The 14,465-nt window shown below is 50.6% G+C and carries 13 protein-coding genes; 4 read left to right on the top strand and 9 right to left on the bottom strand.

Going from position 1 to position 14,465, the window contains the following annotated elements; genetic code table 11:
* Nucleotide 1: 1 nt before the first annotated feature.
* The 9 genes from HOP45_RS02230 to HOP45_RS02190 form a co-directional block, all read right to left on the bottom strand.
* The gene (locus HOP45_RS02230) at nt 2-592 is read right to left on the bottom strand and encodes a DUF6470 family protein (RefSeq protein ID WP_181347263.1); all 591 of its coding nucleotides are present in this window, start codon (nt 590-592) and stop codon (nt 2-4) included.
* Nucleotides 593-911: 319 nt separating this feature from the next.
* The gene (gene flgL / locus HOP45_RS02225; protein ID WP_181347262.1) at nt 912-1,787 is read right to left on the bottom strand and encodes a flagellar hook-associated protein FlgL; all 876 of its coding nucleotides are present in this window, start codon (nt 1,785-1,787) and stop codon (nt 912-914) included.
* Between the two features lie 11 nt (nt 1,788-1,798).
* Nucleotides 1,799-3,397 carry a flagellar hook-associated protein FlgK gene (flgK, locus tag HOP45_RS02220; RefSeq protein WP_181347261.1) on the bottom strand — a complete coding sequence of 533 codons (1,599 nt, stop codon included), beginning with the start codon at nt 3,395-3,397 and terminating at the stop codon, nt 1,799-1,801.
* Between the two features lie 19 nt (nt 3,398-3,416).
* The gene (locus HOP45_RS02215) at nt 3,417-3,911 is read right to left on the bottom strand and encodes a flagellar protein FlgN (protein ID WP_181347260.1); all 495 of its coding nucleotides are present in this window, start codon (nt 3,909-3,911) and stop codon (nt 3,417-3,419) included.
* A 15-nt stretch (nt 3,912-3,926) separates the two neighbouring features.
* Nucleotides 3,927-4,193 carry a flagellar biosynthesis anti-sigma factor FlgM gene (gene flgM / locus HOP45_RS02210; RefSeq protein ID WP_181347259.1) on the bottom strand — a complete coding sequence of 89 codons (267 nt, stop codon included), beginning with the start codon at nt 4,191-4,193 and terminating at the stop codon, nt 3,927-3,929.
* Between the two features lie 76 nt (nt 4,194-4,269).
* Complete coding sequence (locus HOP45_RS02205; RefSeq protein ID WP_181347258.1) at nt 4,270-4,689, bottom strand: TIGR03826 family flagellar region protein; 420 nt, start codon at nt 4,687-4,689, stop codon at nt 4,270-4,272.
* 110 nt (nt 4,690-4,799) lie between these two features.
* Nucleotides 4,800-5,330 carry a ComF family protein gene (locus tag HOP45_RS02200; protein ID WP_181347257.1) on the bottom strand — a complete coding sequence of 177 codons (531 nt, stop codon included), beginning with the start codon at nt 5,328-5,330 and terminating at the stop codon, nt 4,800-4,802.
* 146 nt (nt 5,331-5,476) lie between these two features.
* Complete coding sequence (locus HOP45_RS02195) at nt 5,477-6,859, bottom strand: ATP-dependent helicase ComFA (protein WP_370457931.1); 1,383 nt, start codon at nt 6,857-6,859, stop codon at nt 5,477-5,479.
* Nucleotides 6,860-7,558: 699 nt separating this feature from the next.
* The gene (locus HOP45_RS02190; protein WP_370457930.1) at nt 7,559-8,401 is read right to left on the bottom strand and encodes a DegV family protein; all 843 of its coding nucleotides are present in this window, start codon (nt 8,399-8,401) and stop codon (nt 7,559-7,561) included.
* A 196-nt stretch (nt 8,402-8,597) separates the two neighbouring features.
* On the opposite strand from HOP45_RS02190, the gene HOP45_RS20940 reads away from it, so the two are divergent.
* The 4 genes from HOP45_RS20940 to HOP45_RS02170 all read left to right on the top strand — a co-directional run bounded on the left by HOP45_RS20940 (nt 8,598) and on the right by HOP45_RS02170 (nt 14,401).
* Nucleotides 8,598-10,055 carry a helix-turn-helix domain-containing protein gene (locus HOP45_RS20940; RefSeq protein ID WP_181347254.1) on the top strand — a complete coding sequence of 486 codons (1,458 nt, stop codon included), beginning with the start codon at nt 8,598-8,600 and terminating at the stop codon, nt 10,053-10,055.
* A gap of 402 nt (nt 10,056-10,457) precedes the next feature.
* Complete coding sequence (gene hutU, locus HOP45_RS02180) at nt 10,458-12,122, top strand: urocanate hydratase (protein WP_181347253.1); 1,665 nt, start codon at nt 10,458-10,460, stop codon at nt 12,120-12,122.
* 18 nt (nt 12,123-12,140) lie between these two features.
* The gene (hutI, locus tag HOP45_RS02175) at nt 12,141-13,415 is read left to right on the top strand and encodes an imidazolonepropionase (protein ID WP_181347252.1); all 1,275 of its coding nucleotides are present in this window, start codon (nt 12,141-12,143) and stop codon (nt 13,413-13,415) included.
* Complete coding sequence (locus tag HOP45_RS02170; RefSeq protein ID WP_181347251.1) at nt 13,412-14,401, top strand: agmatinase family protein; 990 nt, start codon at nt 13,412-13,414, stop codon at nt 14,399-14,401. The genes hutI and HOP45_RS02170 overlap by 4 nt, the downstream gene beginning before the upstream one ends.
* Nucleotides 14,402-14,465 lie beyond the last annotated feature (64 nt).

The following is a 14,465-nucleotide window of genomic DNA, read 5'->3' as shown; positions in this document are numbered from 1 at the left end:
TTTATATAGTCGTTTCAAAGCTGAAATTCTTAAACGTTAAATGAGCCACATCCACGTTCAAATCCGCTTCACTCGCCATGGACGTCGTAACGCTTCCGCGCTCATGACTGATTTCAGGGGCGTTAGCTTGATTATTGATGACCGGCTGGCGCGTCTCAACTTGGATATCCGCGTCAGACGGCTGATAATCGATTTTGACAGCACCATGAGAAGGAATCCAGCCGACATTGAATTCTTTTTGCTGATCATAGGCATCCTGTTTCGCCTGAGAAAGGATAGGATCACCGCCATTTTCAATCCTCATCAATTGATCACCTTGCCGTGACGTTTTAGCCATCGCCTGAAGAGCTGCTTGCTTCCCTTCTTGCGCAAACGCTTCAATGCTCTTTTTGGCTGACTTCAACCCCATATCTTCCCACGCCTGTGATTGATCAATCGTCAATTTGGACGGACGTGTCGACATGGACACATCGGCATCGGGCTGTTGAATCGACACCGTCGCCTCAGGCTGCTTAATCATCATTCGCCCTTGCGTTGAATTGATCTGCGTTTGAGCCATCTGCGATTGCAAACGAATCTGCGGCAGTTTCATAGCTAGGACCCTTCCTCTCAATTAAAGATTAGTTAGGAGTTGTGAGTTTTTTTGTTTAATAAGGCTTACGGAATCTTTCCAATTTAATAGGTTCGTTTACCCCAACGATAGATGGGGCGGCTGGGCAACCGCGAGACTCCCGCGGGAGAAGGGGCTCGGCAAGACCCCACAGGGAGCCAAGCGACCGAGGAGGCTTGCCGGTTCCCCCGCAGGAAAGCGAGTGGTTGCCCGGCCGCCCCTCTCTCTATTAAAGTAACGGACCTACGTTATACAAACGTAAAATCTTATAAAGAAAAAGCTACCTGTCTGAACAGATAGCCTATCTCAGAAAATCCATCAACGTCGGTTGAATAATACGTGAGCCCGCACCAAGCGCAGCACGATGGACACTTTCCTGCGTTTTCAATTCCGTGATCACCTTTTCCATGTCGACATCCTCATTATCCGACAACACCCGGTTGGCGGTGATTTCCTGTGATCCGAGACGGTCCTCAATCAACTCGACCCGGTTCATGCGGGCACCAAGACCGGCACGTTCATTGATGATTTTTTCGGTATGGTTATCGAAGGTGGTCACGTAGTCGTCCAGCTCCTCGCCGGATTGGCCATCCTTTAAAGCGTTGGAGAAAGCCTCCATGTCGTTGAACATGTCTTCGGTGAACACATCGGCTCCGTTGACATTGGCTTTTATGGAAATGCCGTCGCTTACTTCAATCGATACGTCTTCGCTGTTCGTAGGGTAGTCGCCATTTTCTAAATCGACGGGTTTGCCGTTGGTGTTGGTGCCGTTGAAGATGTATTTGTTGTTGACTTTTGTATTGGCGATGTCTTCCATATGTTCCCGCAGCTGGTCGACTTCTTCGGCGATGTTTTCGCGCTGGCCTTCTTCATAGGAGTCGTTACTCGCCTGAACGGTCAGTTCGCGGAGGCGCTGCATGGCTTTGGTGGCTTTGTCGAGTGAATCGTCGGAGTTATCCATCCAATTATGTACTTCACCAATATTCCTTTTGTACTGTTCGATTTCGTTCACCTGGCTGCGGTAGTTCATGCCTTTCATGGCTACGATCGGATCGTCGGAAGGGCGGCTGATTTTTTTACCGGTCGACAGCTGCTCCATCTGTTTGCCCATCCGTTCATAGCTGTTGCTAATATTGCGCAGCATATTATTGCTTAGCATTCCCTGGGTTACGCGCATGGTTCATCCACCTACCTTCCTACAATTCCCATTTGGTTGATCACACGGTCTAACATTTCGTCGACAGCAGTGATACTCCGGGCTGCCGCGTTGTAGGCGTGCTGAAATTTCACCATATTGGTCATTTCTTCATCCAAAGACACCGAGCTCACTGATGCCCGGTTTTGAGCGACCGATCCGCGCAAAGTATCCGCGTTGTTTTGCTGACGCGCAGCTTCTTCGGTTTTGACAGCCATTGAGCCGATGACCCCTTCATAAAAGCCGGATACGGACGTTTCCCCGCCCAGCATGGCTAAGGGTTCGTCACGGACGTCCGCTAAATGTTTGGCATTATCTCCGTTGCCTGAGAAAGCTTGGCCGTCTTCGGTCACTTGGGCCGCTGCGATGTTATTCACATCCTCGTTCACATCATCTGATACGCTGATGGAACTCGCATACCCTACATCCGCTCCGCTGCCTCCGGCGGGCGGAGTGAAGAAGTTAATCGCTTGATCCGTATACGCGCCGTCTTCACCGATTTCGTTTAAAGAAGCGCCTTCCCGGTGGACCTCGTTCATTTCCCGGGCAAAGGCTGTCGCCATTGTATCCAGTTCACTCATCATATCCGGATAGTGGCCCTTCACGTTTTCCACGCCAGTTTGGCCATCTTCCATATAACCCGCCGATTCGATCAATCCACTCAGTTTACCCACTGAGGAGAAATTTGTGATGGCATCGTCGCCTTCTGCTTGTCCCGCAACTTCGACGCTTTGTACATATTTGGTGTCACGTCCATCGACTTCGGCGTAATTGACACTCATTTGATGCAGGCGGTCGTCTTTCGTTTCCCCTGAGGCTTCGACTAACGTATACGACTCGCCACCGTCGTTCATGGTCACGGTTGCTTGCCCCATTGCGATCGGGCTCGGGTTCCCTTTGCTGTCCTGATAGGAAACGTCGATGTCGACCATGCTTGATAATTCGTCGAGAACACGGTCGCGTTCATCGTACAAATCATTCGGCACTTGGCCGTGCGGTTCCACATCACCGATTTGTTGATTCAAGTTATCAACATCGCTAAGCAAGGAGTTGATTTTTTCAACCGATACATCCACTTCGTTATTCAGCTGCTTTTGGACTTCAGAAAGGGAGTTGGACACATAATTGAACGTGTCAGCCAGCGCCTTCCCGCGTTCTTTCACGACTTCGCGCGCTCCGGCGTCCTCCGGGTTATTGCTTAACTTCTGCCAGGAATCCCAAAAGTTGTCCATCGATTTGGACAAACCCTGGTCTGTCGGTTCGTTCATCACGTCTTCCATTTGTTTCAACGAGTCAGCAAGCGTCCCATAGTAACCGGACTTTTTGTTTTCTGAGCGATACTGGATGTCCAAAAAATCTTCTCGAATCCGTTCGATTGAACCAGCCTGAACACCACTGCCCATTTGACCCGGAATTTCAGGGCTATTGCGAGCGGCCGCTGGGAATGGAGAGGTCTGCTCAAAATTGACGCGCTGACGCGTATAACCCGGGGTGTTCGCATTGGCAATGTTATGACTTGTCGTGTACAAAGCAGACTGCTGGGTGAACAGGCCGCGTTTCGCAACTTCTAATCCGTGAAAGGTTGAAACCATTCAAATCTCCTCTTTCTGCTTAGGCTTTCGAATCAAAGACGGAGCGTTTTTGATTCTTGTCTGAATCCTGGGACGGCTTGCCATAATTCATGTTCTTCAAAGAAGGCTGCAGCATGTCGAGCGATACATTGATGAATTGCAACGATTGCTGGGTCAGCTCGGCATTCAGCTTCTCTTGCTTGCGCAGGTCGCTCATCACAAAAATGAAGGCGTCGAAAATACGCTGCAGCTCTTCGCGTTCCCATTCATTGTCAATCAACGTGAGCATCTCGGAAACAGTCGGATCTTCAGAACGGATGCCCTGCTCATCATACCAGGACGACACCGCCTGCATGCGCTGTTTTTCCACCGTTTCAATCGCCTGGACATGTTTACGTTCTTTTGCCAATAGCGCTTGAAAGTTTTCATGTTCGCCTTGTTTCAAAATCTCGGTCTTTTGTTGAGATAACGTCAGCAAGCTTTCATGCAGCTGCTTCTGTTTCTCCATTAATTGTATGACAGCATGCAGGGACATCGGTATGTCCTCCTTTTAAATACGTTTGTTCCAGAAATCGATCATTTTCTGTGCGGACACGTCGTGATCCCCTTTATATTCACCAGCATCAACGCGTTGTTTGATGGCTTCGACTTGTTTTTGGCGTGCGGGATCCGGCTTGCTGCTTTCCTGCAGGTCTTTCGCCTGCTTGGAAATTTCAATTTTATCAGCCTTGGTGCCGGCTTTTTGCAGTTCCGCCTGCTTATTTATCTGCTTCTGGTAGGGATTGAGATTCGTCTGGTTCGGACCATTGATTCTCATGTCTCTCACCTCATTTCGTTCAATTCCATTGGCTTCACTTCTTGTATCGGAGTAATCAGCAAAACATTAAGGCCTTTTACGGATTCCCTTTATTTACCGAATAATAGGTTTGCGCTTGCTCAGCCAGCCGATTTTTTTCACTCACCTGCTCGATGTCTTCCTCTATTTTTAAATCATGCTGCAAATTGCCGTTGCAGCCGTCGCATATTCGGCCCTCCTGGATTTGAGCCCCGCAGCGTTCGCAGCTGTAGGACAATTGCGGAAATTGCGTTGTATTCAATCGTTTTTGTTTGACGAATTTTTGAATTAATTGTTCCTCGACGCCTGTCGCCTCCACAACTTGCTGCATCGTGGCTGTGCGATTCTGGCGCTTTCGGATAAACACATAGACGGTTTCAAATGCTCGCTCTTCTTCTTTATAACAGGCGACACACACGTCAATGCGTCCTTTAACAAAAATTTCCCCGCATCGTGGGCAGTTAGCTAATTCCCCCATCTGCCTCGTTCCTCCTTCAATCACATGACCGTGTCGTTCACGGCTCACATACCTTTATTCATTATATCGGCATGTTACACGATTTCAAAAGGGGCGCGCCCAAAAATATTTCAGCCGCGAATCAGCGTGAAAGATTCAATGTGAAGACACCCGGCATCCTGGAGCGCTTTAGCGGCGTAGCGCAGGGTGGCGCCGGTCGTATAAATGTCATCAACCAGCAAGACATGGGGCGGGACTGACGTTTTGCTGCGGAACGGATTTATCCGGTTCAGGCGTTCGTATCGGGTTTTTTTGGACTGCTTCTCACTGTCGAGGCGTTCTAACAGGTGAACAGGTTTTCGTGTCATCAGACGGGCTATCGCCTCTGCCTGGTTGAAACCGCGCTCCACTAAGCGTTCAGAACTAAGCGGAATCGGAACGACTGCGGTCGGCCACTGCTTGCGCCTGTCCTTAACGATGCGCTCGATGTCGGATTGAAAAAGTTTAACGAGCACATAATCCCCGCGGTATTTCCACTGGGTGATCACCTCCTGAATGCCTTCATGGTAATGATAGAGGGACTGATTGCGTTTCAAAACGCCTTGCCACTTGTCACTCTGTTCCCATTTTTGACAGTCGCTACACGTGGCGTTGCAATCCATTTTACGATTGCAGATCGGACAGACATTTCCCTCAATTAAAGGAAGAGTTTCACGACAAGCCGCGCACATCACTCTAGTTTCCACCGGCTTTAGCACCGTGTCCCAATTGACATCCTGCTCTATGCTGGCATGACAAAGGAGGCACCTCATAGCGTCGACCCGATTCGGTTCATCCGTTTGATGGCCGCGACCGCATCCACCATCGCATTCCGTTTTCCCGCGTGGTAAAATATGACGTCACCGCAAGGATCGTCGGGGCTCCGACCTGCCCGACCCGCCATTTGAACAAGAGCGGCTTCGTCAAACACGTCATGTCCGGCATCAAGTACAAACACATCGACTGACGGAAAGGTGACACCCCGCTCGAGGATGGTGGTCGTCATTAATAAGGATTTTTCTCGATTACGAAATTGCTGGATTTTATGCTCACGATCGGGGTCTTTTGAATGGACGGACGTGATGGAAGAGTAATGAGCAGCCAACAGATCGGTTAGCATTTCCGCTAGTTGAATCGTCGGCACAAACAAGAGCAACTGTCGTGTGCCCCGCTGCTGCTGGGAAGCTATGTGTTGCGCAATCACGTTCGGAAGCTGGCCAGCTTTCAATTGTCGGCGGAGGGAAGCGATCATTTTCAATTGCGGGACAGGAAGTGGATAGCCATGAAAGCGGCGTGCGACGAACACGACCGGAAGTTGCCTAAAAGCGATAGCCCATTTTTGTTTGCGTCTTGGGGTCGCGGTTAAGTAAATGAACGAAGCTGTCGCTTTAGCAGCGCGTTTTGCTGCATAATTCAAAGAAGGGTCGGCGTGGAAAGGGAAGGCGTCAATTTCATCGATGACTACGACATCAAAACAATACGCGTAGCGATAGAGCTGGTGGGTGGTGGCTATAATCAGCTGGGCATCCCCTGCTTTGTCCGGGCTGTCGCCGTATAAACCCTCTAGTGAGACCCCTGGAAAAGCCGCTTTCATACGCGGGAGCAGCTCTCGAACCACATCCGTGCGCGGCGTGGCTAAACAGATACGTTTGCCCTGGGAGAGAGCCTGCGTCAAACCAGGAAACAGCATTTCGGTTTTTCCCGCTCCGCAGACCGCCCAGACAAGAAGCCGTTCGCGCTCGCTAGCCATCGCAGCTGTGATGCGGGTAGCAGCATCCAGTTGAAAGCGTGAAAGGGAGCCTTCCCATTCGCACGGCTCAGGATGCTCAGGGTACGAGGTCGCTGAAGCGCCATAATAGAGAGGCTGGCACGCCAAAACCCGGCCCATTTGGATGCAATTTCGGCAGTAGTAACAGGTGGATTGACAAGCATGGCAAGGCATTTCAGCAAATAAATAATGTTTCGTATTACCGCAGCGCATGCATCGTCTGCCGGTAAGTGTCTTTTCAATGGAAGAAATATGTGTCACGGCTCCTTCATTGAGCCATTGATGGATCTGTTCATCTGGATAATGCAGTTCGTGTTTCAGAAGGAGTTTGCCGCTTAGGGGGCATAGTGCGGAGGAATCAGGCGTGTTTGGTAAGGAGGACACGAGGATACAACACCCTTTCATAAATTTTGTCGCCTGCCTGAGAGCGGGCGACGTTTTTCGTTTGCCAGCCAAGTTTGGAGAGGTTTCCGTTACGGAAGGTGGCGTTAGAAGGGCCGGGAAATCACTCGCTTTCCGCGGGCATGTGGTGAGCTTCCTCCGGCTTCGCCTTGCGGGATCTCACCACTCATGTTATTCCCACAGGAGTCTCGAGATTTCCCGGACCTTCTTACTTTGATGTGGAGAACGGAAACATCGTGCGAATCTGAACGCCTTCTTCAAGAAAATTGTTTTGATACCGTAGAGCAACTTTATAACGCTTTTTCCTATGCAAGGGGGGCGTTTACCTCCATATCAAATGGGGTGGCTTTGAAACGACGAGACTCCCACCTGAAAGCAGAGGCGTCTTGATCAGCGGCGTATGGACTGGACTGAGCTGGAGGAGATAAAGGAAACACGAAGAACACCGTGATTCGATGTTGACTTATCGTACAGTAGCGAGGGAAGTCTCACTAGCCGCTAGACGCCGGAGCTGGATAGCAGCGGGAAAAAGAGCTAGGCGAGACCCCACAGGGAGCTAAGCGACCGAGGGAGGCTCGGCGGTTCCCAGCAGGAAAGCGAGTTGTTTCAAAGCCACCCCTGCCCTTTTCTAAGAGTAGTCCCTCCCCTGTAATCTCCCATTCGAGAAATACTTCTATACCGCTATTTTTTATACCAGCCGAGACCGAGCGCACCTTCACCAAGATGAGTCCCGATCACGGGGCCAAAGTAGCTGACGGTCACGTCCACGTGATCAAAACGGGCTTCAATCTGTTCTTTGATGGCGTTCGCTTCCGTTTCGCGATTGGCATGAATGACGCTTGCTTTAATCGGCTCTCCGCCGGCCGCGTCCTCTTCAAACAAGCCAACAATGCGCTTAAGAGCTTTTTTACGCGTCCGGATTTTTTCAAACGGCACAATCTTCGTATCCACAAAATGAAGCACCGGCTTCACTTGCAGCAGACTGCCGACGACCGCTTGGGCACTATTCAGACGACCGCCGCGATGCAGATGGCTCAGGTCATCGGCCATAAAATAGGCGCTCATGGATTGCTTCATTTCATTTAAACGCGCGAGGATCTGTTCAGGCGTTCCGCCGTTATTGGCAAGCTCGGCGGCTTCTAACACATAGAACCCTTGCATGATGCAGCTGAGTTCAGAATCAAACGGGTAAACATCGATCCCATCGACCATATCGGAAGCTGTGACGGTCCCTTGATACGTGCCGCTGATACCGCTTGAGAGGTGGATCGCCACGACCGCATCATAGTTACGAGCCAGTTTTTCCAATGTTTCGGTGACGATTCCGATAGACGGCTGAGAGGTTTTCGGCAGTTGCTCAGCTTCCTTCACCATCTCGTAAAATTCAGCCGTTTCGAGATCAATCTCCTCACGGTAGACTTCTTCACCGAAAATGACATTCAGCGGCACCATATGAATGTCATACTGTTCGCGCATAGATTGGGGTATGTAGGCGGTGCTGTCTGTTAGAACGGCCGTTTTCATAATATCGAACTCCTTGTCCATTCTTTTTATCTTATATTATGCGATGGGAATGTGAAATATCTTCCTTTAATTCTACACCAACGCCCCTCAATTTTCATTAACGAGTTCCATAAATTTAGGTAGGAAACCTGCGAGACACGGTAAAATCAGTTAAACTGGAGTTAAACGCACAACGCATTAGAGAAGGGTGACTAAAGTGGCCAACTTAATTCTGTCTGACCGTGACGAACAGGAATTGCTCGGGCTGGAATGGCTCGTTTCCAAATATTCTTTCCCCATCCAATCCATCAGGAAAGTGACACACCTTGCCGGGTTAATGGATGCTCTCGAGAACACGCGCCCTGAAGTTGCGTGTGTGGAATTGGACATGATCCCCGAAGATAAGCTGCCGATGCTACGTGATCACCTGCAGCATTATGTCAAAAGCGTGGTCGCCATGACGGCGGAAGCGACCTTTGAACGAGCGATGCAAGCCATGTCGCTCAATGCCACTGATTTGTGGGTCAAGCCGCTCTCTCCGGCTCAAGTTAAACATACGCTGCACCACGTTTTTCACCATATGGAACCCACTGAAGGGCAGCAAGCGGAGCTACCGGTTCATAACGGTGTGTCCTATGAAGATTTATTTAATGAACAAGGCAGCCCGTTCCCTTACCCTGCTTTATTGGTAAAAACCGAATCGCCTGAGCATTTAGCTCATGCGCGAAGCTTCATTGAACACTTCGATTTCCATCCCCGGCCAACTGTATTATCCTTAAGCGATCTGCTGATTATGGCCTTTACCGAGGAAACGCCGGATATCGTAGCCCAAGCCCAGCGCTTTTTACGGGAATGGGAAATGATAGCCAATGAACCGCTTGCGATTGTCGTCGGACGCGGAGCTCAGAAAGAAAGCCTGCACCAGCTCTACACCACGATGCGCCAGGCATTGGAACAAACCTTTTTCACCGGCTTCCGCCAAGTGCTCCACTCCGATCACAGTCAACGCTGGGCCGAGATGGATCCGTTCCTGACGCCAGAAGAACAGCGCCACTGGGTGTCCATGCTTACTGAAAGACGATCCGATCTCGTGAAGGCCTGGATGTACGAAGAATTTTTCGGACTGCAGCCTCCCTACCCTGATCCACGCATGCTCCGGACGCGGTTGACGAGCATCCTCGCCCAGGTCCGCCGCTTCATGAACCGCAGCGGTTTAACCGGGGAAGATACGGAAGCCTATTATCAAAGTACGTTTGAAAAAATCTTGTACAACCCTGTTATGTATCGGATCGTCCAGGATATGATCCTTTTCGTGAACCATGTGCTCTCGCTCGTCTCCGAAGAAGCAGAGATAACCCGAGGCAACACGACCGAGCAAGGGCTTGATTATATGGAAACGCATTATCATGACACGAATCTCAGCCTGAAGCAAGTGGCCGAGGCAGTCGATCGCAGCCCCGCCTATTTCAGCCATTTGCTGACGCGTGAATATGGCGGCACCTTCCGGGAACTTTTAACCGGCATCCGCATCGAAAAAGCGAAAGACCTTCTCGCCACCACAGACGACAGCATCCAGACAATATCGGAAGCAACCGGCTTCACCAATCCGAACTATTTTAGCCGCGTCTTTAAAGCCCATACCCAGCAAACGCCGACAAGCTTTAGACGAAATTGAAAGCGGAGGCGGCTTGGTCAGCGGCGTATGGACTGGACTGAGCTGGAGGAGATAAAGGAAACACGAAGAACACCGTGATTCGATGTTGACTTATCGTACAGAAGCGAGGGAAGTCTCACTAGCCGCTAGACGCCGGAGCTGGATAGATCAATCGAAAGCGGAGGCGTCTGGTCAGCGGAGTATGGACTCAGTTATATCAAACTTGACCAGGCCTACGCCTGGTTTTTTCTGTGTTTTTTATCATTTCTAAAATTTTTATCATATTAAGCAAACGTTTACACGATATAACTTGCAATCATCCAATATTATTATAGAAATTCGAAAGGAATCCCCCTACATCTCTGATGCCGAATACGCTACGATATAATTGTCAGAATTTTATATCGGAAAGGAAGGCTTGCGATGTCGAATCACGAGACGAAGCACGTTGAACAATACACAGGCTCGACCCTTCATACGAAAGGCTGGATTCAAGAAGCAGCGCTCCGGATGCTGAATAATAATTTGAATCCGGAAGTTGCCGAGAAGCCGGAAGACCTCGTCGTTTATGGCGGGATCGGGAAGGCGGCCCGAAATTGGGACAGTTATCATGCGATTGTGGACACGTTGAAAACGTTAGAGAATGACGAAACGTTACTGATCCAGTCCGGAAAACCGGTAGCCGTATTCAAATCGCACACCGACGCGCCGAAAGTTTTGATTGCAAACTCCAATCTTGTGCCTGCCTGGGCCAATTGGGATCATTTTCATGAACTGGATAAGCGCGGGCTGATGATGTACGGCCAAATGACCGCCGGAAGCTGGATTTACATTGGCAGTCAGGGGATTGTACAAGGCACGTATGAAACATTCGCTGAATGTGCCAATCAGCATTTTAATGCCAGTTTAAAGGGCACGATTACGCTGACGGCAGGCCTTGGCGGCATGGGCGGCGCTCAGCCGCTGGCGGTTACGCTGAACGAAGGGGTTTGTATTGCGGTGGAGGTGGATCAGCACCGAATCGAACGTCGTTTGGAGACTAAGTATCTCGACACATGGACCGACGATCTGGACGAAGCGATCCTTATGGCTGAGGAAGCGAAACAAGCGGATAAGCCTCTGTCGATCGGCTTGCTTGGCAATGCGGCGGAAGTGCTTCCGGATATGCTGAATAAAAACTTTATCCCGGATGTATTGACTGACCAAACGTCGGCTCACGATCCTTTAAATGGGTATGTGCCAGTCGGGTTGGATCTCGAAGAAGCCGATCACCTGCGTACGAACGATCCGAAACGTTACACCACTTTATCCAAACAAGCGATTGCGGCCCACGTCCAGGCGATGCTCGATATGCAGAAGCAAGGCGCCGTCACGTTCGATTACGGCAATAACATTCGCCAGGTTGCTAAAGATGAAGGCGTCACCTATGCGTTTGACTTTCCCGGCTTTGTACCCGCGTACATTAGACCGCAATTTTGTGAAGGAAAAGGCCCGTTTCGCTGGGTAGCACTCTCCGGCGATCCGGACGATATTTATAAAACCGATGAGGTCATTTTACGCGAATTCAGCGATAACGAACGCTTGTGCAAGTGGATTCGCATGGCCCGGGAAAAAATAAGCTTCCAGGGGCTGCCGTCCCGTATTTGCTGGCTCGGTTACGGTGAACGAGCACGATTTGGAAAAATCATTAACGAGATGGTGGCAAAAGGCGAATTGAAAGCGCCGATTGTGATTGGACGCGATCATTTGGATTCCGGATCTGTCGCTTCCCCTAACCGGGAAACGGAATCGATGCAAGACGGCAGTGACGCTGTAGCCGATTGGCCGATTTTGAATGCGATGATCAATAGTGTCGGCGGCGCGAGCTGGGTTAGTGTGCATCACGGCGGCGGCGTCGGCATGGGCTATTCCCTGCATGCGGGCATGGTCATTGTAGCAGACGGCACGGAGGCAGCGGCCCAACGATTAGAACGCGTCCTCACCACCGACCCTGGTATGGGCATCGCCCGGCATGTGGATGCTGGCTATGACCTGGCCAAACGGACGGCAAAAGAAAAACATGTGAACATTCCGATGCTTGATCAATAACGCGAGAGGAGAATCATGATGACCCAACCTTTATTTATACGGAACGCCGATCAACTGATTACGATGGCGGGACACCAAGCAGGCCCCGCCGTCGGCAAAGCAATGACGGACATTGAGATCATTGAAGGGGGCAGTGTTTGGATCGAAGACGAGCGCATCGTCGCAGCAGGTCCAGATGCCACGCTTTACGAAACTTATCAAAACCGGCTGGAAGAGGCTCAGGTAATTGATGCCAGCGGCAAAGTTGTCGCGCCCGGTTTAATCGATCCGCACACCCATATCGTGCATGCCGGAACCCGCGAAGCAGAATATGCCATGCGCTTGAAGGGATCCACTTACATGGAAATCATGGAATCAGGCGGCGGCATCCATTCGACGACACGTTCCACGCAGCAAGCCTCGGATGAAGAATTGTTCGAGGCAGCCCATAAACGGCTCAACCAATTTCTGTTGCACGGTGTCACCACATTAGAAGCCAAAAGCGGTTACGGTTTGACGCTCGAGCATGAATTGAAACAATTACGCGTTGCCGCTCAACTTCACGAGCATCACACGATGGATCTCGTGTCCACTTTCATGGGAGCGCACGCTGTGCCTATGGATGAAAAAGATAACCCCGACCGTTTCGTGGATCGCGTGGTCGAGGAAATGATTCCGGAAGTCGCCAAGAGCGGCCTCGCCCGGTTCAACGATGTCTTTTGTGAGCGGGGTGTTTTTACGCCGGAACAATCCAGAAAAATTCTCGAAGCCGGCAAAGCGTATGGGCTTACACCCAAAATCCACGCGGATGAAATCGAACCATACGCCGGTGCTGAATTGGCTGCTGAAGTCGGCGCCATTTCCGCGGATCACCTTTTGAAAGCATCCGATGAAGGCATCGCCCAAATGGCTGATAAAGGCGTGGTCGGTGTCCTTTTACCAGGAACGGCATTTTTCCTGATGGCTGAATTCGCCCGGGCAAGACGCATCATTGACGCCGGCGTGCCCGTCGCATTATCCACGGACGCTAATCCCGGTTCATCACCGACCCTCTCATTACCGTTCATCATGAACTTAGGCTGCTTGAAAATGGGCATGACCCCAGAGGAAGTATTAACCGCAACAACGATCAATGCTGCCCATGCTATTGGAATCGCTGATGAAGCCGGCAGCATTGAAACAGGGAAGCAAGCGGATATCACCATGTTCGATGTGCCCAATCATTTGATGCTTTCCTATCAATATGGCATGAATCACGTCGATACCGTTATCAAAAAAGGCAAGGTCGTCGTACAGGAGGGGCAGCTCGTATGAGCCAGTACCCTTACCCTATGCTGAACCGGCCGGCTTTTCAATGGACGAAAAACGGAACAGCATCTGCAGACGTGAAAGTGCACGAATGGATTGAAACGCTCTCGAGCGATGCCCCGGATTGGGCGCCCTATGACATTACGATTCTGGGCGTTCCTTTATCCAAATCATCGATCAGCACATCGGCTGCAAGCGACAACCCTGATGCCATGCGACGCGCTTGGAAAGGGTTCGGCACCTATAATTTAGAGGAAGACTTGGATTTGGCTAAGCTGAGAGCGGTGGATCTCGGTGACGTACCGCAACACGTCACCGATATTGCCGCGACGCACCAAAACATCACAGACGCCATGGCCGCCATGCGCCATCATCATCCCCACACCTTTCCGATCACATTGGGCGGGGACCATTCCATCACGGCCATGCTGGTCAAAGGGTGGCAGCAGGCACATCCTGAGGAAACCATCGGCATTTTGCAGGTTGATACACATTTTGACCTGCGCGACTTAGAAACGTTCGGACCGGCCAACGGTACCCCAATCCGTAATTTAATCGATAGTCAGGTCATCAAAGGCGAGCATGTTCACAATATCGGCCTGCACGGTTTCTTTAATGCGCGTGCTTTAAAATCGTTTGCCGATGAACACGCTTTGAATTACACCACGATGAAACAGGTGCGGACATTAGGCATCGCACACGTCATCACCCAGGCGTTGCAGCGGCTGAATGAAACGGTGGACACCATCTATTTGACGGTTGATATGGACGTGCTCGACATGAGCATGAGCCCCGGCGCACCGGCAGCTACCCCGGGCGGTATGTACCCTTCCGAGTTATTTGAAGCGGTCCAACTAGCCGGCCAGCACCCTAAAGTTAAAGCGATGGATATTGTGTGCCTGGATCCCCGTAAAGATGTAGGGGAAGTCTCCGTCAAAACGGCTGTTCATACGATGCTCTCCTTCCTTACTGGCTACTGTCAACGCCCTTAGTCGAAAGGAGCTGAATTCAGCTCCTTTACCTTTAAAATTTTCGGAATTTTCAGGAGGTTTTATC

Origin of the sequence: Thalassobacillus sp. CUG 92003 (assembly GCF_013618635.1) — a bacterium.
Lineage (GTDB): Bacteria > Bacillota > Bacilli > Bacillales > Halobacillaceae > CUG-92003.
This window is presented reverse-complemented; position numbering and strand designations above follow the sequence as displayed.

Bases quoted from the DNA above. Each gene is read 5' to 3' on its own strand.
- HOP45_RS02205 (WP_181347258.1), bottom strand. From the start codon at position 4,689: ATGGGGGAATTAGCTAACTGCCCACGATGCGGGGAAATTTTTGTTAAA.
- HOP45_RS02190 (WP_370457930.1), bottom strand. From the start codon at position 8,401: ATGAAAACGGCCGTTCTAACAGACAGCACCGCCTACATACCCCAATCT.
- hutU (WP_181347253.1), top strand. From the start codon at position 10,458: ATGTCGAATCACGAGACGAAGCACGTTGAACAATACACAGGCTCGACC.
- hutI (WP_181347252.1), top strand. From the start codon at position 12,141: ATGACCCAACCTTTATTTATACGGAACGCCGATCAACTGATTACGATG.
- HOP45_RS02215 (WP_181347260.1), bottom strand. From the start codon at position 3,911: ATGTCCCTGCATGCTGTCATACAATTAATGGAGAAACAGAAGCAGCTG.
- HOP45_RS02230 (WP_181347263.1), bottom strand. From the start codon at position 592: ATGAAACTGCCGCAGATTCGTTTGCAATCGCAGATGGCTCAAACGCAG.
- HOP45_RS02200 (WP_181347257.1), bottom strand. From the start codon at position 5,330: ATGGATTGCAACGCCACGTGTAGCGACTGTCAAAAATGGGAACAGAGT.
- flgM (WP_181347259.1), bottom strand. From the start codon at position 4,193: ATGAGAATCAATGGTCCGAACCAGACGAATCTCAATCCCTACCAGAAG.
- flgL (WP_181347262.1), bottom strand. From the start codon at position 1,787: ATGCGCGTAACCCAGGGAATGCTAAGCAATAATATGCTGCGCAATATT.
- HOP45_RS02170 (WP_181347251.1), top strand. From the start codon at position 13,412: ATGAGCCAGTACCCTTACCCTATGCTGAACCGGCCGGCTTTTCAATGG.
- flgK (WP_181347261.1), bottom strand. From the start codon at position 3,397: ATGGTTTCAACCTTTCACGGATTAGAAGTTGCGAAACGCGGCCTGTTC.